At 41.6% G+C, this 19,730-nt stretch carries 19 protein-coding genes; 10 read left to right on the forward strand and 9 right to left on the reverse strand.

Annotated features, from left to right (window positions below; all coding sequences use genetic code 11):
• Positions 1 to 370: 370 nt before the first annotated feature.
• A complete protein-coding gene (locus tag ACFFAP_RS22020) occupies positions 371 to 667 on the reverse strand; it encodes a hypothetical protein (RefSeq protein WP_375513218.1) in 297 nt (98 codons plus the stop codon).
• An 86-nt stretch (positions 668 to 753) separates the two neighbouring features.
• Complete coding sequence (gene mnmA, locus ACFFAP_RS22025) at positions 754 to 1,809, reverse strand: tRNA 2-thiouridine(34) synthase MnmA (RefSeq protein WP_375513235.1); 1,056 nt, start codon at positions 1,807 to 1,809, stop codon at positions 754 to 756.
• A 317-nt stretch (positions 1,810 to 2,126) separates the two neighbouring features.
• Between mnmA and ACFFAP_RS22030 the strand changes: the two genes are divergently transcribed.
• On the forward strand, positions 2,127 to 3,041 hold the full coding sequence (locus tag ACFFAP_RS22030; RefSeq protein ID WP_375513219.1) for a hypothetical protein: 915 nt from the start codon (positions 2,127 to 2,129) through the stop codon (positions 3,039 to 3,041).
• A 161-nt stretch (positions 3,042 to 3,202) separates the two neighbouring features.
• Here ACFFAP_RS22030 and ACFFAP_RS22035 read toward each other — a convergent pair whose 3' ends face one another.
• Together ACFFAP_RS22035 and ACFFAP_RS22040 are read right to left on the reverse strand one after the other, a co-directional pair.
• Positions 3,203 to 3,430 (reverse strand): hypothetical protein, encoded by a 228-nt coding sequence (locus ACFFAP_RS22035; protein ID WP_375513220.1) that lies wholly within the window; start codon positions 3,428 to 3,430, stop codon positions 3,203 to 3,205.
• A 113-nt stretch (positions 3,431 to 3,543) separates the two neighbouring features.
• Positions 3,544 to 3,816: a hypothetical protein gene (locus ACFFAP_RS22040; protein WP_375513221.1), complete on the reverse strand. Its 273-nt coding sequence runs from the start codon at positions 3,814 to 3,816 to the stop codon at positions 3,544 to 3,546.
• A gap of 563 nt (positions 3,817 to 4,379) precedes the next feature.
• Here ACFFAP_RS22040 and ACFFAP_RS22045 point away from each other — a divergent pair.
• Together ACFFAP_RS22045 and ACFFAP_RS22050 are read left to right on the forward strand one after the other, a co-directional pair.
• Entirely contained in the window at positions 4,380 to 6,737 is a 2,358-nt protein-coding gene (locus ACFFAP_RS22045; protein ID WP_375513222.1) for an AAA family ATPase, read from the forward strand.
• Positions 6,738 to 6,886: 149 nt separating this feature from the next.
• Positions 6,887 to 7,429: a Uma2 family endonuclease gene (locus tag ACFFAP_RS22050; RefSeq protein ID WP_375513236.1), complete on the forward strand. Its 543-nt coding sequence runs from the start codon at positions 6,887 to 6,889 to the stop codon at positions 7,427 to 7,429.
• Between the two features lie 171 nt (positions 7,430 to 7,600).
• Here ACFFAP_RS22050 and ACFFAP_RS22055 read toward each other — a convergent pair whose 3' ends face one another.
• The gene (locus ACFFAP_RS22055) at positions 7,601 to 8,407 is read right to left on the reverse strand and encodes a class I SAM-dependent methyltransferase (RefSeq protein WP_375513223.1); all 807 of its coding nucleotides are present in this window, start codon (positions 8,405 to 8,407) and stop codon (positions 7,601 to 7,603) included.
• A gap of 245 nt (positions 8,408 to 8,652) precedes the next feature.
• Between ACFFAP_RS22055 and ACFFAP_RS22060 the strand changes: the two genes are divergently transcribed.
• On the forward strand, positions 8,653 to 9,399 hold the full coding sequence (locus ACFFAP_RS22060) for a DUF561 domain-containing protein (RefSeq protein WP_375513224.1): 747 nt from the start codon (positions 8,653 to 8,655) through the stop codon (positions 9,397 to 9,399).
• A gap of 99 nt (positions 9,400 to 9,498) precedes the next feature.
• Here the strand turns inward: ACFFAP_RS22060 and ACFFAP_RS22065 are convergent, their stop codons facing one another.
• Complete coding sequence (locus tag ACFFAP_RS22065) at positions 9,499 to 10,647, reverse strand: DegT/DnrJ/EryC1/StrS family aminotransferase (RefSeq protein ID WP_375513225.1); 1,149 nt, start codon at positions 10,645 to 10,647, stop codon at positions 9,499 to 9,501.
• Positions 10,648 to 10,974: 327 nt separating this feature from the next.
• Between ACFFAP_RS22065 and ACFFAP_RS22070 the strand changes: the two genes are divergently transcribed.
• From ACFFAP_RS22070 to ACFFAP_RS22080, 3 genes are all read left to right on the forward strand, one after another.
• Complete coding sequence (locus ACFFAP_RS22070) at positions 10,975 to 11,751, forward strand: ABC transporter permease (protein WP_375513226.1); 777 nt, start codon at positions 10,975 to 10,977, stop codon at positions 11,749 to 11,751.
• A 161-nt stretch (positions 11,752 to 11,912) separates the two neighbouring features.
• On the forward strand, positions 11,913 to 12,059 hold the full coding sequence (locus ACFFAP_RS22075; RefSeq protein WP_375513227.1) for a hypothetical protein: 147 nt from the start codon (positions 11,913 to 11,915) through the stop codon (positions 12,057 to 12,059).
• Between the two features lie 152 nt (positions 12,060 to 12,211).
• Entirely contained in the window at positions 12,212 to 12,388 is a 177-nt protein-coding gene (locus ACFFAP_RS22080; protein ID WP_375513228.1) for a hypothetical protein, read from the forward strand.
• Between the two features lie 54 nt (positions 12,389 to 12,442).
• Here the strand turns inward: ACFFAP_RS22080 and ACFFAP_RS22085 are convergent, their stop codons facing one another.
• Positions 12,443 to 14,200, reverse strand: coding sequence for a hypothetical protein (locus ACFFAP_RS22085; RefSeq protein WP_375513229.1), 1,758 nt, complete (start codon positions 14,198 to 14,200; stop codon positions 12,443 to 12,445).
• Between the two features lie 646 nt (positions 14,201 to 14,846).
• Here ACFFAP_RS22085 and ACFFAP_RS22090 point away from each other — a divergent pair.
• Together ACFFAP_RS22090 and ACFFAP_RS22095 are read left to right on the forward strand one after the other, a co-directional pair.
• A complete protein-coding gene (locus ACFFAP_RS22090; RefSeq protein ID WP_375513230.1) occupies positions 14,847 to 16,073 on the forward strand; it encodes an ATP-grasp domain-containing protein in 1,227 nt (408 codons plus the stop codon).
• A 122-nt stretch (positions 16,074 to 16,195) separates the two neighbouring features.
• Positions 16,196 to 17,077 carry a CoA-binding protein gene (locus ACFFAP_RS22095; protein WP_375513231.1) on the forward strand — a complete coding sequence of 294 codons (882 nt, stop codon included), beginning with the start codon at positions 16,196 to 16,198 and terminating at the stop codon, positions 17,075 to 17,077.
• A 318-nt stretch (positions 17,078 to 17,395) separates the two neighbouring features.
• Here the strand turns inward: ACFFAP_RS22095 and ACFFAP_RS22100 are convergent, their stop codons facing one another.
• Positions 17,396 to 17,887 (reverse strand): DUF1499 domain-containing protein, encoded by a 492-nt coding sequence (locus ACFFAP_RS22100; protein ID WP_375513232.1) that lies wholly within the window; start codon positions 17,885 to 17,887, stop codon positions 17,396 to 17,398.
• A 586-nt stretch (positions 17,888 to 18,473) separates the two neighbouring features.
• A complete protein-coding gene (locus ACFFAP_RS22105) occupies positions 18,474 to 18,779 on the reverse strand; it encodes a DUF2252 family protein (RefSeq protein ID WP_375513233.1) in 306 nt (101 codons plus the stop codon).
• A 124-nt stretch (positions 18,780 to 18,903) separates the two neighbouring features.
• On the opposite strand from ACFFAP_RS22105, the gene ACFFAP_RS22110 reads away from it, so the two are divergent.
• On the forward strand, positions 18,904 to 19,584 hold the full coding sequence (locus ACFFAP_RS22110; RefSeq protein ID WP_375513234.1) for a RibD family protein: 681 nt from the start codon (positions 18,904 to 18,906) through the stop codon (positions 19,582 to 19,584).
• Positions 19,585 to 19,730 lie beyond the last annotated feature (146 nt).

Genomic DNA, 19,730 nt, shown 5'->3' on the forward strand with positions numbered 1-19,730 from the left:
CATGAGTTTGTTCATGAAAACCATGAGTTTGTTCATGAAAACCATAAGTTTGTTCATGAAAACCATGAGTTTGTTCATGAAAAGGGTATCATTCAATACGGTTCGGTTAGCTTGTTTACCCTGCAAAGACAATACTGCGTAGGTTTTGAAGATTTGTAGGTTGGGTTGAACGGAGTGAAACCCAACAAAGCCCTGAAAATGTTGGGTTTCGTTCCTCAACCCAACCTACCCTAGAGTGCTTTTTTAGGCAAAACCTACGCAGAGAAAGAAAATGTTGGGTTTCGTTCCTCAACCCAACCTACCTAGAGTGCTTTTTTAGGCAAAACCTACACAGAGAAAGAAAATGTTGGGTTTCGTTCCTCAACCCAACCTACCTAGAGTGCTTTTTTAGGCAAAACCTACGCAGTATTGCAGCTGAACTATCTCCACGATATCCAGTTTTCGGAACTCTAATGGCTCCTTTTTTATTAAAGTTATGAGCCTTGCGTAGATACTTTAATGGGTCAATTCCTTTTCTATTAGCATGATCTAAGATACTCTGGGCAACACTGGTATAGGTAGCAGCATCCCACTCACTTATGTACTTTTGAATCTCTGCCACCTCTGCTGAGGTATAGCTTTCTAATAACTGTATCAAAAACTGGTCAGAGATAGGTTCTTCCGGCATATATCCAATTTAAAAATAAAAATACCCCTCCTTACAAGTGAGGAAGGGTGGTTTTGCTTTATGCCAAAACAGGGTAAGAGTTATTATTAACTAAACTGTTCAATTATTCCGCCACCTAACACTTTTTCCCCGTCGTACCACACCGCCGCTTGTCCGGGAGTAATGCTGATTTGGGGTTTATCAAACACCAAACGCACACGGGAGTTTTCCAAAGGAATCACTGTAACTGGTGTAGGCGTTGAACGATAGCGAATTTGCACTTCGGCATGAATTGGGGTGGATGGTTCAGCAATAGAAACCCAGTTTACCCGATTTACAGTGCATTCTGGTTGAGTTACCTTAGTGCGATCGCCTACTACTACCTTATTATTTTCCGCATCTAATTCAATCACATACAACGGTTCAGCAGCAGCAATTCCCAAGCCTTTGCGCTGGCCAATGGTGTAGTGATGGACACCATCATGCTGTCCCAAAACTTTGCCTGTAGCATCGACAATATCGCCTGTTTTGGGAGCTAAATATTTATCCAAAAATGCCCGCATGGAACCGTTACTTTCCACTAAGCATAAGTCTTGACTTTCTGGCTTATCAGCAGTTTTCAGTCCGTATTCAGTCGCAATCCGGCGCGTGTCAGTTTTTTCGAGTTCGCCTAGAGGAAATATAGTTGCTGCAAGTAAATCTTGAGACAAATCATAGAGAAAGTATGACTGGTCTTTGTTGCGATCAACAGCCCTTAATAATTGGTAACGTCCAGTTGCTTCGTCATAGCTAATTCGGGCATAATGACCAGTGGCAATGCGATCGCATCCCAATTCTTCACGAGCATATTGCACCATTGGCCCAAACTTCACCGTTTTATTGCACTGAGAGCAAGGCAAAGGCGTGATTCCAGCACTGTAACCAGTCACCAGGTAATCGACAATATGCGTCTGAAAGAGATCCCGAATATCGACAATCTGATGGGGAACGCCCAGTTGTTCACAGAGATCAGCCGCGTCGATCATACCTTCAGAGCAACATTGACCTTTGCCTTTCATTAGCCAAAGAGTCAAACCAATCACTTCATAGCCCTGATGATGCAGGATAGCTGCGGCGGTGGAACTGTCAACACCACCAGAAAGACCAACGACGACTTTTTTCATACAAAGCACGACACGATAGCTGCGTGGTTGTCCAATTGTAGCACACACTCTTTCAAAGCCTTGCTACCAAAGCACTTCAGTTTATGAAGAAGCAAATAGAGATTGTTCTTCACTGCGTCATCATCAAAGAAAACTGGGAAGCCATTCTTCTTCTCTCCCCCTACTCCCCCATCACCCTTATCTAAGATTAATTACAGATGTATTTTTTGCCACGCAGATGAGCTAATTTTACGTTAACGCTATATAGCTACAACGGTGAACTAATTAGTTCCTGATGGAAATTGCCTAAAAATACTTTGACTACTTTCTAAACTACTATGTCGAGAGGATTACCAAATCAATTTATCCCATTTCAGATGCTGCGCCGAAGTTCTGAGGGTTGGAAGCCCACTATAAAACTTCTCCCTTTGTTAATGGGAGGATGGTTACTGCTGATTCCCAACAACAACATGGTACTGGCTCAAGAAGCAGGTGAAACTTTACCGCCAACGCCAATTCCCTTTGATCAACAGCCATCACCGCAGTTACAACCAATCCAAACAGTACAGGACAATCAATCTGAGCAGGACTTTCAGCCTTCCCAACCATTACAAAACAATCAGATTGAGCAGAATTTTCAGCCCTCCCAACCATTACAGAACAATCAAATTGAGCCGAACTTTCAGCCCCCTCAACCTGCACAGTTTAGTCAATATAACCAGAACTTTGAGCGCTACTTAGTTTACGTAGATGGTAGTGATTTCCAGACGTTACAAGCAATCCGTCAGATTGAACCCAGTGCTTACATTCGAGAATATCAAGGCCGGAGTATAATTCAATCAGGTGTTTTTAACAGAGTATCTAACGCCCAACAACGGGTAAATGAGTTACAGTCACGAGGCATATATAACGCCCGGATTCTCAGCTTCACTAACGGACAGGAAATAGATCAAGGTAATGGAAACTTGGGAGGCGATCGCAATAATATAAATCCTCCCAAGCAATCCTCTAGATATTATGTCGTGATTCCGACCACTCAAGAACAGTTACCTGCGATCGCAGAACAAATTAGACAGAATCTAGGCCGATTTAGCCAAGGTTTAGGACGATCTGGCGGAGTCCTCGAAAGGACGCAACCACGAGGGCCACATGTAGCAGTCGGGCCTTTCTCCGATCGATTCCAAGCTGGGGAATGGAATAAATATCTGCGAAATATAGGATACGGTAATGCTAGGGTTTATTACGGCAAATGAATAAGTTAGGAGCCATTCTAATTTTAGATTTGGAATTTTAGATTTGGGATTGAAGGATAAATCTCATATTCCAAATTCCTTTTCCAGAGCAACTACATAAAGCTATGGGGTTAATCTAAAATCTAAAATCCAAAATTGAATCACTCCCACTTTCTCTATTCTTAACGTAGGGATTCAATAATTACTGCTGTTGTAATTAAACACAACAGGATGATTCCCAGTGGAAGCAAAAACTGTTGTAAAAGGTACAGCAGTATGGGTATAATTTGTAAGATACCTAAACCACTGGATAGAACATAGGCGATCGCAATGCCAAATAGCATCAACAAGAAATATTTCAAGGATTTAGAGGCAAAGCGAAATAGAAGCGTATCTTGATTTGAGTTCATAATTTTACTCACGAAAGTAGCTGATTTTTTAGCAGTGAATATTCTTCTTGATTTACCATTTCCCATTTAAAAAAGAAGGCTATGGGAAATAGTGGTCAGCCTGAAGATTAGTTTTACACGTGGATGTTCACCTGATTGGGTGAATTATTTAAAGACTTTTGTTGCCTTTGTGGATTGTTTTGCTTTTCATAATTAACTAATAGTTGGAACGAAATAAACAAGCTCAACAACAGTAGCAAAAATGAGCCAAAACCAGAGGAATACTTATTTATTTCTCGCTCAACACCACATTTGAGACAAACATATCTATTGGGATTACGTGTATCTTGAGCAAAGGGGCACTGATTTTGATTGCAATCATGATGACAATCTTTGTCTAACATCATTGAACCTCCTGTAGGATAATGACTTACATACTGAGTTGTAAATATGCTCTACAGAATCTAGTTAGTTAATACCCACTGCCTGTTTAGTAGACACCACTTTCATGAGTCAAGAAAAGAGGAAAAGGGGCAGGGAGCAGTTCTTGTTGGGGAGAGAACCCGATACTTCGGCTACGCAGTTCGACTGCGCTCACCGTAAACTCAGTAACCATAAATAAATTTAGTTGCTCTAAAACCCTTTTTGCAGGGGAAATCCTAAATCCTTCCCCTTGCTCCCTGCTCCCTTGCCCGTTCGGTGATTAATATCGGACAGTAACAAGTAATACCTGTGATTTACTAAGCTTGCAGTAGTAGCGCTCTCTAAATCTCTCCTCAACCACCTTTTATTGGCGCTTAACTTAACTTTGCCTGTATTAATTACAAGAGTAATACAGTTCAGAATGCTTTGCAGTAGGATAAAGTAAATTCCCTACCGAGTAGGAAAAAGTATTTTGTAGTATGGCGGGTAGGAAGAAGTAGTAAAAATATCGTTATAATGAATTACAAATGATACATCAAGTTAGCAAATGGGTGTAGAAGAAGCCTTAGAGTTTGTAGATAACTTGGTTTTTCTCAAGACGGGAGAACATTTAGATAAAACTCAAAGGATTATCTTGAGTCATTTGTGGGAGGATGAAAAGCGGACTTACCAGCACATCGCCAACAGCCTTCGTTATACAGAAGCGCATTTAAAAGCAGTTGGTGCAGAACTTTGGCATCTACTATCAAAAGTGCTAGGAGAGAAAGTCTCAAAATCAACCTTCCAAGGAGTGGTTCAGAGGTTTAGAGCAACTCAACAGTCGCAAAAAATCCCCGATATCCCCAATTTAGTGGGCAATGACGCTAAACCCGAAGATTTAGATTCTAGCTTTGTAGGACGCGATCGCCAAATAGCCGAACTCCACACCTTAGTCAGTCGGGGAGAAAAAGTCATCCTCATCCAGGGTGAAGGTGGTGTTGGCAAAACCAGATTAGCACGCAAATATTTTAAAAGTCAAAAATTTAATTTTGTCCTAGAACTGTGGATGGCCACAGAAATCCAAAACCTTACTCCTGTAGAGAGTGTGGTTGAAGAATGGCTACGGCGATACTTTAACGAAGAACCGGGAGGAGACTTTGGTATCAGCTTAGAACGACTACGGCGCAAACTCCGAGAACAAACTTCTAAAATTGGGGTATTTATCGATAATCTAGAAACTGCTCTCGATAAAAATGGCAAGTTTCTAGAATATCGTCGCCCTTATGTTGAGTTATTGAGAGTATTAGCAGATTCGGATGTGCATTCAGTTACTTTAGTAACAAGTCGTGAGCGTTTGCGCGAGTCTAGTGTAGAGGTTAATCTCTATCCACTCGAAGGTTTAGATGATGAAGCATGGCGAGAGTTTTTTAGCAGTTGCCACATCAATTGTGATTGTACCATTCTCAGTGAAATGTGCAGAGCTTATGGAGGTAACGCCAAAGCCATGCAAATTCTCCGAGGAGCGATATTGACAGATTTTTATGGTGACATACACGCCTATTGGCAGGAAAACTGTACAGATTTATTAATAGAAAGAGAATTAAAAGATTTAGTCGCCAGTCAATTTAACCGTCTCCAAGAAAATGATTTAGAAGCCTATCGCCTCCTGTGTTGTTTAGGATGCTATCGTTATCAAGATATTCCTTCATTACCTATTGAAGGAGTTTTATGTTTGCTTTGGGATGTACCAGAACCAAAACGTAGAGGTGTAATTAAAGCTCTGCAAGATTTGTCTTTAATAGAAGCGAAAAAAGGACAATATTGGCTGCATCCGGTAATTCGTGATGAAGCGATTAGTAGATTAAGATTAGTCAGTGAAGAATGGGAATTAGTAAACCGAAAAGCCGCAGAATCTTGGACGCAACGAGTTACAGGTATCAAAAATATTACAGATGCTTTAACTGCTTTAGAAGCTTATTATCACTATGTTGAAATTAGTGATTTTGAGCAAGCTGGTGATGTAATTTTACAAGGACGAGGTAAACAGTGGAGTATAGGTTTGCCTTTGGGTTGCTCGTTTTACCAACTGGGACTGCTCCAGAAAAACTTCTCTGTAATTAAACGGATAATAGACTACATAAAATCGCAAGAAAGATTGATTAAACTTTACAATATACTAGGCTATACATATCGAATTATCGGGTGTATTAGAGAAGCCATAGAATGCTATGAGAAATCAGAAGAAGTATTAGGTAAATTAGATGTAAAGCAAACAAAAATATCTATTTTGTTCAATACAGGGCTTTGTAAACTTGAATTATGGGAAATAGAAGCAGCTGAAGATTATTTCAATTCTGTTTGTAGCCTTGCTGAACAAAATAGCAACCTTGATGATTATATGACTTATGCTCAATGCTGTCTAGCTTTGATAAAATCACGCTCTGGTAGCAGAGAAGATGCCTTTGATCTTGCTGAAGTTGCTTTTTCTGCCATGTCATTATCAACTAGAGTAACTTTGTGGGGAATAGGGCATAGTTTAGTAACTCTCTGCTTGACTTATAAAAATTTAGGTAATCTGAAAAAATCCTTTGAGTTGTGCCATCAAGCTATATTTCATGCTGAAGAAAACAACTTTACCCAGATTAAGGCTAAAGCTATAAGTTGTCTGGGTGAACTTTTTCGAGAACAGGGAGAATTTGCCAGAGCAATTTTTCATCATTCAGAAGCAATAGAAACTCTTGATAAAATTGGTGCTAAATCAGACTTAGCTGAGGCCTATTATCAGTTAGCATTGACTCAAAAAAAAATGGATGAAATTGCTCAAAGTAGGAAAAGTTTTGTGCAAGCAATTGCACTTTTTAACGAAATGCAAGCACCCAAGCAAGTTGAGAAAGTACAAACAGCAATGGAGTGCTTTGGAAAATAAGCAATAATATTCAACTTTATACAGCAGAACATAGGAAGTCTTGGAGTAACAGGTTTGGCGATGACTGGGGAATTCATGGGGCGATCGCACCTGGATATCTCTGTTGTCTCCATAATATAGATACAAGGCGTTTAATAATTAGAGGTTTTATGTCCCTAACGCTTGAAGACTTGGAACAAATGCAGCAACAGTATCCTGACTTTCGCATGGAACTAGTCAAGGGTAATATTATTGTTATGAGTCCATCAGGATACGAATCAGATGAGGTCGCAGCTGCCATGATTGCCGAGTTACGTAACTGGGTCAAACCGCGCAAACTCGGACGAATAGCAGCTTCTAGCGCTGGTTTCATATTACCAAATTCAGATTTGCGCGCACCGGACGCCTCATTTGTTTTAGCCGAACGCTTGCGTCGTAGTCCGAAGTCTTTTGCTCAATTGGCTCCCGATTTGACTGTAGAGGTGAAGTCCCCTAGCGATAATTTAGAGGATATCAGAGCCAAGATTCAAGAATTTCTGAGTTTGGGAACTAAGGTAGGAATTTTGCTCAATCCAGATGAACGGATTGTTGAAGTCTACAACTTTGGACAAGAGGCAATAATACTTCGTGATGGCGATATTTTAACAGTTCCCGAACTACTCCCAGGATGGGAAGTACCAATTGCAGATTTGTGGCCTCCAGAATTTGACTAGGATAGTGGTAAAAGATCCTACACAGGTAGATGGATGGAACTAGTACCGCAAGGCAGAAGTCAAAAGTTAACACTGAGCGAAGTCGAAGGGTCAAAAGTCAAAAAGCTTGTGTTGTCAGCTTTTCCCTGATTGTGAATGGTATCTCTATTTACGCCGTGCTGTACTAGAAGTTTATAGGTTGCTATATAATCCTTTAACCTTCAGGAGTTTAAAAACTACCGAATAGGGACGTGTTTTGGAATTGAAGAGCTTCTGATCGTCTTCTGCAAGATGATATCGCTCTGGGGTAATTCTTGGTTCTTCAAATTCGTCCACAGAAAATCCTGCTGCCTTGAAAGCTTTCCAGTAATCGGAAAGAGGACGGTGAAACCAGATAAATGGTGTTGTAAAATGCTTCCAAGGTTGGTCGTTGCGTTGTGTCCTTTCAAAGTAAGAAGAAGCCCAACCATAAAAAACTGTCCCATCCTCACTTACACTTGTCGAGTTGCCTTGAGGAAAGCAAGGATGTGAGAACACAAGGATTGCAATACCACTAGGCTTGAGAACACGATTGAATGCCCTTATTGCTCCTTCGAGATTAAGCAAATCCATAAGAACATAATTCGAGATGATCATATCAAATTGCTCATCTGGAAGCAACTTGAGTTCAGTGCATGAATCCAAATGAAAATCTATATCTAGATTATTTTGGCTAGCTCTGAATTGGGCAATTTCTATCATCTGAGGTGAAAAATCTATACCAGTTACACTCGCCCCTTTCAGGCAAAGCTGGCGTGCTAGATATCCTGTACCACAACCAGCATCAAGGACAGACAATCCTGTAACATTACCAGCGAAACTCCATAGTACTGGATCTGAGTTCAGAATTCGATTGCTGTCGCCATCGTCGCCAACTTGAATATCCCAGTCTCTAGCTCTATTATCCCAGAGTTCAAGTATTTCTTTATCGTCAAAGTTTGCCATTATTTCTTCAGTCATATCTTCCTCCTGAAAACAATAACTTAATTATTTTTATATAGGGATCTGCTAAAATTTTGCTGCATTTAATACCTAGCTGAATTGGCAGAGGAAACTCCAAGAGCAAAATTTTACAATATAGTGATCGCTAATCCGAGAAAAAAGATAAAACTATCAAAATTTGGCAACTGCCATAGTGATTTAGTCCCCGATCAACTAAGGGACGGTAGAATATACCTAATTTTCGTAGCTTCAAAAGCCAAACTATGACGATGCATTCCACACTCCAACGTGCATTTACTAACCGCCGCGTTCTAAAAGTGATTAGCGGCTTGAATAACTTCGACGCCGCTAGCGTCGCTGCTACTGTCAAAGCTGCTGAATTTGGCGGTGCTACTTTTGTCGATATTGCCGCCAACCCAGCTTTGGTGCAGTTAGCTAAAAGTTTGACAAAATTACAAATTTGTGTATCAGCAGTAGAACCAGAGAAATTTGTGCAAGCTGTGGCAGCTGGTGCTGATTTAATTGAAATCGGGAATTTCGATTCCTTCTATGCTCAAGGACGCCGCTTTGAGGCTCCAGAAGTGCTAGCACTGACTCAGCAAACCCGCGCTCTCTTCCCTGAAATCACTTTATCTGTTACCGTTCCCCACATTTTAGAACTAGATCAACAGGTACAGTTAGCAGAAGAACTGGTGAAAGCTGGAGCAGATATTATCCAAACCGAAGGCGGTACTAGCAGTAACCCAGTTCACCCTGGAACACTAGGATTAATTGAAAAAGCTGCTCCCACCTTGGCAGCAGCTTTTGAGATTTCCCGTGTAGTGTCAGTACCAGTATTGTGTGCTTCCGGCATTTCTAACGTTACCGCACCATTAGCGATCGCTGCTGGTGCTGCTGGTGTTGGTGTTGGTTCTGCCATCAACCAACTCAATAGCGAAGTGGCAATGATTGCTGCTGTGCGTGGCTTAGTAGAAGCCTTAGCAACTGCTAGCAACCGCGCGATCGCTTAGTTTTTAATGGGGAGTGGGGAGTGGGGAGTGGTGAATAATTAAAATTCCCTCTTCCCTATTCAGTACAGACGCGATTAATCGCGTCTCTCCCTACTCCCCTCATCCCAAACAATCCTTTAACGCATAAACCACCCGGTCTTGCTGTTGTTGTGTCAGTTCTGGATACATAGGCAAAGATATGACTTCATGGCAAGCTTGCTCTGCTATTGGTAAGTCCCCAATTTGATAGCCCAGACTTTGATAAACTGGTTGCAAATGTAAAGGGTGGGGATAGTAAATCATTGAACTCACGCCCTGTTCTTGCAATTGACTACGCACCCAATCTCGATATTTGGCGCTAGAACCATTTCGCCCTTCGCCGGATATGCGAATAGTGTATTGATTCCATACCCCAATACCCTCAGGTAATTCTTGGGGTGGGACAATCCCCGGAACTTGACTAAGGAACTGATAGTAATAGTTGGCGATATCTCGTCGGCGATCGTTCCAAATATCTAAATAACGTAGCTTAATCTGCAAAATAGCTGCTTGGAGAGCATCCAAGCGGCTATTTACACCGATTGTTTCATGTAAATATCGAATTTTACTGCCATGATCTCGTAGTATTCGCACTTTAGTGGCGATCGCAGGGTCATTAGTCGTTATTGCCCCGCCATCGCCGCAACCACCAAGATTTTTGGTAGGGTAGAAACTAAAGCAACCAATATGTCCAATGCTTCCTACTTTTTGATTAGCCCACATTGCCCCTGTAGACTGAGCGCAATCTTCAATTATTGACAAATTGTGAGACTGAGCGATCGCCATCAATGATGTCATATCCACAGGTTGTCCAAATAGGTGAACCGGGATAATCGCTTTAGTTTTGGATGTAATCGCCGCCGCTACTTGCTCCACATCCAAATTAAACGTAGTAGCGTCAATATCAACGAAAACAGGCTTTGCACCCACGGCGCTAATTACTTCAGACGTAGCAATAAAGGTGAAAGGCGTTGTAATCACTTCATCGCCTGCACCAATTTCCAAGACTCGTAACGCTAAGTAGAGCGCATCAGTACCAGAATTACAAGCCACACATTGACTAACAGTATTATAAGCAGCAAACTGTTGCTCAAAGCCTTCGACTAAGGGGCCGCCGATATAGCGACCAGAAGCCAGAACCTCTAAGACAGCTGTACTTACTTCTGCTTCGATGGTGGTGTATTGCTGCTTGATATCAAAGGCAGGGATAGGATTTACACTTTGGATCATGAGTTCTTATTTTATTGGGAGATACAAAGGATGCACTTCGAGAGTCAATTTTTGCTGATTGAATTGTTAATCAAAAAGGAGCTACTAAAAGACTATCGCCCAAGATACGCATCTATTAGGGTTTTTATTTAAACTGTGGCGTCAGAAACTACCGCACATTTAATTTACAGATAGTAAGCATACTACGTGTTTGCCATGTTAAGGTTGTACCATTTTTGAATTTTGAATTGATAAAGTGATATATATCAACCAAGATCCAACACATCGGATCAAAGTTCCTCTTGTCTGGGCTGCTTTGAGAAGAAAATACCAGGAGATAAAGAACCTATGCAAGAGTTGATCAAGCTGGATTTCGTGGATTTAGCTATTGCCGTAGGATTGATGGCGATCGCCATTGGTTTATCTGCCTGGGAAAAATTAGGACTAGAGTTAAATTTAGCCCTTGCTACTGGGAGAACCATTTTACAACTACTTGTATTGGGATACATTTTAGATTTCATCTTGGCTTTGGACAACGCTTGGGCAGTTTTGGCGATATTAACAATAATGCTGACAATTACGGCGATTGTCGCACGAAATCGCATTACTCCAAAAATTCCTTATGTATTGCCTTTGGTGTGGGGTGCAATTTTCATTAGTACCGCCCTGACAGTGCTTTACAGCAATTTCTTGATTATTCAACCAGAAAGATGGTATGAACCACAGTATGTAATTCCCCTAGCAGGAATAGTCTTAGGTAATGCTACCAATGCAGCTGCGATCGCAGGCGAACGTCTTGTCAGCACCATTAATTCCAGCCATCTCGAAATAGAAACCCATTTGAGCTTAGGTGCAACGCCCCAGCAAGCAGTTAACCAGTATCGCAAAGATGCCATCAGAGCCGGATTGATTCCGACTCTCAATCAAATGATACTTATAGGAATGGTGGCAATACCAGGAATTACCACCGGACAGTTACTAGCTGGTGTGAAACCTTTGGATGCTGTATCTTACGAAATTTTGATTATGTTCATGGTGGCTTTTGCTAACTTGTTGACAACAGTTTTAGTCACGAAGGGGTTGTGTCGTCAATTTTTTAATTCCGCCGCGCAGTTGGTGAGGTGAAGCGGTTAATTTACAATTTTCCTGATTTAGTAGGATGTATGAACGATTTTAAGCCTAAATTATTTTGTGCAACATACCCATCCCCAGATTTTGATTAGCGATGGCTCCACCCGCCGCAGGTACAGACGATTAATAATCTATGTAATCAAGTTATCTTTGTAGTGACGTATTATGGCTTAGGTATGCCAACCCTAGCTTCATCAAATCCTCCAGAAGTCCAGCAATATATAGCTGGTTTTCAGGCAGTAAATAATTTGACAGATAATCATATTAAAATTCTCCAGGTTCACTATCATGCACCTGAATAAACAATAACTGCAAAACAACTTTCTCAAGCTATGGGCTACAGCCACCATACCACAGCAAAATAACCCAAGCCAATTTGACAGCTGCCTCAGCAATTCTAGCTGGGATAAAATTAGAAGATGAGGTTGTTTATCGTATATTGAAAAGAGACATCATGCAAGAATCAACCGTTTACCGTTCTATCCTGGCGGAAGGAGAAGCAAGAAAGCAACGAGAAATTGCTGTTAATCTTTTGCGCCAAGGAATAACAATCAACATTATTGCTTGTGCAACAAGCTTGTCGATTGAGGAGGTGCAACAACTACAACAGCAGATTAGCGAATCTCCATAGACTTAAACAGAAGTCGGGTATCTATATATTCCTAACTCCTCACTCCTAACTTTTCTACCCGCCTAAAGTCCGCGTATAAATTACCTGACCTTGGGAATCATAGAGAAAAAGGGACAAGCTAGAATTGTCACTAATTACAGCTAAGGCTTCCCGTAAGATTTGCAAGTGATTGGTAATATCAACAGCAGTATCCGAGTTCTTAGAATAAGGATTAGCCAACTTATTTTGCCTTATTTGGTCATACTCAGGGGTTAGCCGGACAATAATTCTTGTGTTGTCTATGCTAAAGGTGCAAATCCGAATTTCATTAATACAGGTTTTATCCAAGTCAGTGCGGGTTTGTTGCAAACTACTAACAACTTGTAGTTTTTCTTGTGCTTGTTTGAGGGCTGTTGAGTAGGGTTCGATGAGGGACTGAGCCTGAGTGTAGTATAAGCTATCTTGGGAAACTTTTTTAGCAGTTTGCAAAGCCTGATCCCAGTATGTCGCTGCTGCTTGCCATTGGTTTTGTTGCTCATATACTTTGGCTTGCTTGGCAGTACTAACAGCTTGTTGGTAGGCTTTAACAGCTAATCGTTCTTTAGTAGCGCGATCGCGTGCTGCTACTAACTTAGGTTTATAATCTATTAACAGCTTTTGGGCTTCTTGGTATCCAGGGCTAGTCAGAGGAATAGTATTCAAGGCATTAATGGCCACCAGCCAAGTAGACTGTACCTTTTGCCAGTCATTCAAAGATTTAGCAGTAGCTTCCCGATTCTCGGCTGCACTAGCTACAGCTTTTGCTGGCGTTAGTTTTTTTAACCATTTTTCCTCCGTAACTATCTGCTGATTTACAGCCTGCAATCGGACACGATAATTAAGTAATTTTCCTTGCACCAGTCTATAGAGTTCACTACTGGAATTTATAGTTTCTAGTGGCGCTATAGCCTGTCGCCATAAGTGTTGCCTAGCTTGTAATTCCTCTAGGCTATATGCAGGAGTTTGAACTTTTTGTGTCGCCAAAGATCCCGTCTGCAAAGCCTTGACCACCTGGCTGATTTTTTCTGACTGTCCAGACAAACTTGTTTTTAGTTCTTCTGACACCTGGTAACGGGGCGACCAACTAGGAATTGTGTTCAAGGCTGCACTGGCTGTCTCAAGCTGCTGTTGTACAGCAACTAATTCTTTTTCAGACTTGGCGCGGCGCATCAGTTGCGAGGATTTTGTTTTTAATTGCTCGGCATTTTGTATTTCTTTACACTCAGACATCACACAAGGGCGAGTCAATAAGTAAGCACCGCCGCCTAAGACTACAACTCCCACCAAACCTGCACTCAGTAAGATGGATTTGATTTGAGATGCTGGCTTTGAAGTCGGCAAATTCGGCGCATCTGCAAACGGGTCAAACAGTTCCTCCTCCTCAGTCTTATCGATTGATGGAGAATAAGTAATAGCTGATGAAGAAAGGGTAGAAAAGTATTGCCCCTCTGCTCCCCCTGCTTTTCCATCTCCCCCATCTCCCCATCCCTCCGTCTGCTTCAGAGCCAAAAAACATTTCGCATAAGGGAGTTGTTCACCAAAAACTCTAAGGAAGCATTGCACTCGCTGCTCTTTGTGCGGTGCTATAGACTGAAGTACTTGCTCAATTACTGCAAAGATTATCTGAGTATCAACTATTACATCTGATTCATGTTGCGTTAAAATCATTAGCCCGTCTTTATTGACGGCACACTTAACCTCGAAGACTTCAGCCGTTGAGACTTCTGCAAGTAATTGTTCCTGCAAAGTTTTGGCTAAAAGCTGTAAATCTTCCTGCTGGACTGCTACTTTCATAGAGCTTTCCCGCTTAATTTCTATATTGTTTTGATTATCTTTAAGAGAATGAAATGAACTTTTTAGGTTTGTTGAATGCAAATGCACAGTTTAATCAACCACAGCCTGAAAATCTGAACGACCAACGTTCTAACACACATTCGGACTTTTCACAAAAAATAAAAAAAGCAATTATTGTTCGCGTCGCTACATTTTCCCACTGCTAGATGCAAAGTTAAATTATCTGTCTTTAGATGTAAATTACAAATAAAAAATGGGAATAATAGAATTTTTGAGTATTTTAACTGCATTATTTCGGGACAATAAAATACACAGGAGCTAATGCTCTGCAAGATTCTAGTTGCACAGTTGTGACAAATTTATCTAAAGGTTTAGGAAACGATGCGAAGTCAGAGGGTTTTGACAGAAATGGTAGTTATCTTCTATGCTAGGAAACTTACTGAAGAGATAAATTACATGTTGTGACTCTAGCACCAACAGGTTGGCGAGCAAAATTAATGTCCCTCATTGGCTGAAATCGATAAAATTGATTCGTGAAAAATAAATTTTTATAGCTGCCAAAAGCTTAATTCTAAAATAAAAGTGCTGCAAAATATTAAGACAGCACTAAGCAAAGGCTGGGAAAGTCTAAATACAAGGTGTATCAATGGATTTATTAGAGTATCAAGTTAAAGAGTGGTTTGGCAAGATAGGCATTCCTGTATTGCCTTCCCAACGAATTGACCATCCCACAGATTTGAAACGTTTAAAAATTCGCTTTCCAATTGTACTGAAATCTCAAGTACATGGAGCGGAACGGGCAAAAGCAGGTGGAGTCAGATTTGCGGAGACTACAATTGATGCGATCGCAGCTGCTCAAAATATCTTTAGTTTACCAATATGGGGCGAGTTGCCAGAAGTTGTGCTGGCAGAATCCCAATACGACGCTAACCAGGAATTTTATCTCGCGGTGGTTTTAGATACTGCTGTTTGCCGACCAGTACTTTTAGGTTGCAAAGAAGCAGACATCGATTGGGAATCGGCTGGTGAAAAAATGCACTATGTTGTCGTGGAACAGGAATTCTCACCATTTTATGCCCGACGACTGGCTTTGAAAATGGGTTTGCAGGGCACGCTGATGCAGTCGGTAAGTAGCGTTGTCCAAAAGATGTACCAGTTATTTGTGCAAAAAGACCTGGATTTAGTCGAAATCAATCCCTTGGCAGTCAGTGCTACTGGTCAAGTTATGGCTCTTAATGGTAAAGTCAGGGTCAACGAACGGTCGATCAAGCGTCATCCCGACCTCGCTGAAATGGCGGCAAAAATCATCAGCCGTCATAGCAGTACTGAAATAAATGGTATATTGGGCGACTGGGATGGTGTGAAAATGCACGGTAAAATCGGTATTTTAGGTAATGGTACTGGTTCAGTAATGGCAACTTTGGATTTAGTCGCTAATGCTGGTGGCAATCCAGGTGTTTGTTTGAATCTACGTCATGCTTACCTCACAGACACTAAACCAACTACTTTTTGCGATCGCCTAGAGACAGGTCTAAAAATCCTAGAGGCTGATAACAGCATTCAAGTAATATTAATTAACTTTCTGGGTAGCATTCCTCAAACAGAGGAAGTGGTTGAAGTTATAGCCAGAGTTGTGCAGCAAGACAACAGCGAACTTAACTCACAGGTTGTGCATTCTAATGGTAGTAAAAGTCGGCGAGAGCAGAATTTTTCACCCTTAGTTGTCCGTCTTGCTGGTTCTGAATTTGATGCTGCTAGAAAGTATTTAGCAACACTAAAAACCCACAGCAATGCGCTCCTCGTGGTAGAAAATTTAGATGAAGCAGTAGCGGCAGCAGTTCGTCTGGCTAAACCAACGGCTAATAAGAGGTAATGAGTGTCACTTCCTTCAAATTCAAAATTCAAAAAAAATTGAATCAATACGACACTGTAAATATGTCGTTTTTATGCCCAGTGCCATAGACCACTGGGTTGCCAAACTTACGGTAATTTTTTATGAACCTAACGCCAGACAGCAAAGTGTTAATTCAAGGCTTTTGTGAATTTATATCAGGCACTCATGTTGCTCAAATGAAAGCTTATGGTACGAACTTGGTAGCCGGTGTCAATCCTGGATGTGGCGGACAGGAACTGCATGGGCTGCCAGTATTTGACTTAGTAGAGGAGGTAATAGAACAATTTGGGGTAATTGACACAACAATTATCTGTGTAGATCCTTACGACGTGCTAGATGCGGCATTAGAAGCGATCGCATCTAATATTCGCCAAATAATTATTATCACTGCTGGCGTGCCGCCTTTGGATATGGTGCAATTACTCCGCAAAGCCGAAGCCTGTGAAACTTTGGTAGTCGGGCCAAATAGTCCGGGGATCATTGTGCCAGGGAAAATTCTTTTAGGTACTCAACCAAGCGAATTTTATACTCCTGGGGGGGTGGGGATCGTTAGTCGTAGCAGCACCCTTACCTACGAAATTGCCTACGAATTAACAAAAGCAGGTTTGGGACAGTCGATTAGTGTCAGTATTGGTAGTGATGCGATCGTCGGTTCGTCCTTTCTCCAATGGCTGCAAATTCTTGATGAGGATGAAACTACAGAGGCGATCGTTTTAGTCGGTCAACCTGGTGGTGGTAGTGAAGAAGCAGCAGCCCGGTACATTACCGAGGCAATTGATAAACCAGTAATTGCCTACATTGCAGGTAGACTTGCACCACCAGGAAAAACTTGGCGTCAAACTGGGACTTTAGCAACAGTTATCGGACGCGATCCTAACTTTGGCACAGCCCAAAGTAAATTAGCTGCTTTAAAAGAAGCGGAAGTTCCAGTAGCTGAACGTCCTTCTCAGATTCCAGAATTATTGAGAAAGGAAATTAACTAATTACAAAAAGCGAAGCAATAATCTAGCTTCGTTTGCCAGTTTTAATGCATGAGTAATAGCGATCGCACTCACGCTCAATCAACAATAGAAGCTTCCCGTCGTAGACATCGTTATCATCTAGCTGATATTCCAAGTACAAATGCATCGTGATCTGAATTAACGATGCTCCCGGAAGTTTTTAGGCTTTTCTAAATTATTCTGCGATCGGAAATAGACCATGCTGTAGGGGCACAGCAATGCTGTGCCCTTACGAAAGATGTGGTTTTTAAACTTCTACACTGTACTGCATTCAATCAGTGTAGGTAGTTGATGCTAAAATCAAATATTTAGATCGCGTAGAGCCAGACGAATTTGCTCCAAACGCCTGCGATTAACACCAAGATCCGACTCTCCCACGCGAGCTGCCGATCGCACATGAATTACTGATTCATTGGGAGGGAAATAAAACTCTACATCATCAATAAATTTGAAGATGCGGCTTTTAGAAAGAGCGTGGATGTAATTATCTGTCTCTTGTATAACTTCTGTGCGTGGAACAACGGTGAGAACTTTGAGTAAGGTTTTTCGTGCTGCATTGCGATCTATATGATAGGCAATTGGGTCAATGGCATGTTTGGGATCACCATCTTGACTAACAACACAGTTGTCTGAAGCCGGACAAGAACTAAGATGACCATTATCAACTCCCAAACTAGAAGAGGCAGCCCAAGTGGCGGCAGGAAGTATTAAACTATTAATCAAAGTTAGCAATATTACAAAAGCGATACTCCGCAGGAGTCGCTGCGCGAAAGCTGTTAGCAGACGAAACATTATAAATTCACTCCTCAAGGTTTGAATAGCAGACAATCTCTAAATACTGAATCGGTGTTCTAGTGGTCTATCTCATTAAATATCATGGGTAAACTCATTCTTAATTTTTCTTCCTTTGTGACGGACACTTTCCTCTCCTGACGGAGACGCTGCGCGAACAAGTCGGGAAACCCGCCCACGGAAGTGTCCTCCTCTTTGCATCTTTGCGGTTCGTTTCTCAACCCCCTCAAAATTAAAGCAGGCGTGACTTTTGACCGTCGCAACTCTTGGAGACGCTCTTGCTAGCTTGCTTCTTTGTAGGAGTACGCTCCAATTAAAAATTGAAAATGTAAAATTCAAAATTGAAAAAAATTCCTAAATTTTTAATTCTTAATTTTTAATTCCTTGAACGCTTTCTTTATGTTGAGCAAAGTCGAAACATAGCGTCTCCAAGAGTTGGGGTTGACTTTCGCCTTGCAGTACTAGTAGAGTATCACCCCTTGGTTATAAGCATTTACAAAACTCGTGTAGTCATTGCTATCTCTCATCCTTCCAAGATTTTGCAGATGCATATCTCCCTCTAACCTGATGGCTGAGGTTGAAAAATTCACAAATCCTGAACTTGGCAAAGTCTGCATATTACGAGAAAAATGTGATCTGTTCCCCGATAAAAGGCGAAGGGGCTAGCTGTCATCTTGTGCATCTTTGTTGCCAGTTCTTGAGGTAATTGAGAAGCAAAGGGATGATTGTATTGGTAAATTTCATTCTCCGCCCAAGTTAACGGAGAGTTGCAGCTTGAGTTGGAGATGCAAACCCCAAAATTAAAATTAAGACAAATACGATTGCAGATATCCGTTTGGGCATGATAGTGGCTTATGTGTAAAAAAAATGACTCTTGTGTAGAGACAATCATCCAACAACAATTCTTTTATCACCTTGAGCCATAGCTTAAAAAGTAATTTAAATCACAATGCAACAACTATTCATAGTAAAGAATTCAAAAAGGTAAAATTATAAAGAACCGTCAGAATGTAATCATGTCAGCTATCCAAACAACTGTGGTTCTTGCCATGACGGTCGATGGAAAAATTAGCGCCGTAGATCCTAAAGCGCCTCGTGATTCCGATCCAGTTGATCAAGCACACTTAGAGTATCAAGCCTCCCTTGCCGATTTAGTCTTGATAGGAGCAGGGACGATTCGGGCTGAGGGGAGAACCTATACAATTCGCAATCCCGAACTTTTGGCAGCACGTGAGGTTCGGGGTCAGTCTCCCCAGCCCATTACCTGCGTTGTCTCAGGTTCCCTTGACCTATCGCTGGACTTGCCTTTTTTAAGCCAGGACATTGAGCGATGGATATTTACAACACGGACTGGTTTGAAGCATAATTCTGATGCAATAAGTTTGCAAAAGCTGGCTGAATTAATCGATTTGGGAGAGACAGACCTAGACTGGGATCGGGCCTACAGCTTGCTGGCAGAGCGGGGTATTCACAAGGTCGTTGTTTTGGGAGGCGGCTTTTTAACAGCTGCCTTAGTAAAGGCAGGGCGAATTGACGATTGGTGGTTGACAATTTGGCCCGTCATTTATGGAGGAAAGCACGCCCCTAGCCCAGTGGAGGGAGAGGGTTTTGTTCCCAATGCTGCTCCTCATCTCCAACTCGTCGAAACTCGTCAGGTTGGAAGTCAGTTGTTTTTACACTACCGCACGCTCAACTGAAAATGCGCTACCAGAATTAAGCGCTATTATCGTTGATACTAAAAAGCGCCCTCCTTTTTAGGAGAGCGCTTTTTACAAATAGCTAAACTTGCAGAATTAACCGTTGATAGCAGGAGCAGTCAGAGCGACAGGAGCAAGATCACCAG

It is taken from the genome of uncultured Nostoc sp. (assembly GCF_964245575.1).
Classification (GTDB): domain Bacteria; phylum Cyanobacteriota; class Cyanobacteriia; order Cyanobacteriales; family Nostocaceae; genus Nostoc.

Bases quoted from the DNA above. Each gene is read 5' to 3' on its own strand.
- ACFFAP_RS22110 (WP_375513234.1), top strand. From the start codon at position 18,904: ATGTCAGCTATCCAAACAACTGTGGTTCTTGCCATGACGGTCGATGGA.
- ACFFAP_RS22020 (WP_375513218.1), bottom strand. From the start codon at position 667: ATGCCGGAAGAACCTATCTCTGACCAGTTTTTGATACAGTTATTAGAA.
- ACFFAP_RS22085 (WP_375513229.1), bottom strand. From the start codon at position 14,200: ATGAAAGTAGCAGTCCAGCAGGAAGATTTACAGCTTTTAGCCAAAACT.
- ACFFAP_RS22030 (WP_375513219.1), top strand. From the start codon at position 2,127: ATGTCGAGAGGATTACCAAATCAATTTATCCCATTTCAGATGCTGCGC.
- ACFFAP_RS22070 (WP_375513226.1), top strand. From the start codon at position 10,975: ATGCAAGAGTTGATCAAGCTGGATTTCGTGGATTTAGCTATTGCCGTA.
- ACFFAP_RS22095 (WP_375513231.1), top strand. From the start codon at position 16,196: ATGAACCTAACGCCAGACAGCAAAGTGTTAATTCAAGGCTTTTGTGAA.
- ACFFAP_RS22105 (WP_375513233.1), bottom strand. From the start codon at position 18,779: ATGATTGTCTCTACACAAGAGTCATTTTTTTTACACATAAGCCACTAT.
- ACFFAP_RS22050 (WP_375513236.1), top strand. From the start codon at position 6,887: ATGTCCCTAACGCTTGAAGACTTGGAACAAATGCAGCAACAGTATCCT.
- ACFFAP_RS22090 (WP_375513230.1), top strand. From the start codon at position 14,847: ATGGATTTATTAGAGTATCAAGTTAAAGAGTGGTTTGGCAAGATAGGC.
- ACFFAP_RS22080 (WP_375513228.1), top strand. From the start codon at position 12,212: ATGCAAGAATCAACCGTTTACCGTTCTATCCTGGCGGAAGGAGAAGCA.
- ACFFAP_RS22100 (WP_375513232.1), bottom strand. From the start codon at position 17,887: ATGTTTCGTCTGCTAACAGCTTTCGCGCAGCGACTCCTGCGGAGTATC.
- ACFFAP_RS22040 (WP_375513221.1), bottom strand. From the start codon at position 3,816: ATGATGTTAGACAAAGATTGTCATCATGATTGCAATCAAAATCAGTGC.
- ACFFAP_RS22045 (WP_375513222.1), top strand. From the start codon at position 4,380: ATGGGTGTAGAAGAAGCCTTAGAGTTTGTAGATAACTTGGTTTTTCTC.
- ACFFAP_RS22060 (WP_375513224.1), top strand. From the start codon at position 8,653: ATGACGATGCATTCCACACTCCAACGTGCATTTACTAACCGCCGCGTT.
- ACFFAP_RS22065 (WP_375513225.1), bottom strand. From the start codon at position 10,647: ATGATCCAAAGTGTAAATCCTATCCCTGCCTTTGATATCAAGCAGCAA.
- ACFFAP_RS22055 (WP_375513223.1), bottom strand. From the start codon at position 8,407: ATGACTGAAGAAATAATGGCAAACTTTGACGATAAAGAAATACTTGAA.
- ACFFAP_RS22035 (WP_375513220.1), bottom strand. From the start codon at position 3,430: ATGAACTCAAATCAAGATACGCTTCTATTTCGCTTTGCCTCTAAATCC.
- mnmA (WP_375513235.1), bottom strand. From the start codon at position 1,809: ATGAAAAAAGTCGTCGTTGGTCTTTCTGGTGGTGTTGACAGTTCCACC.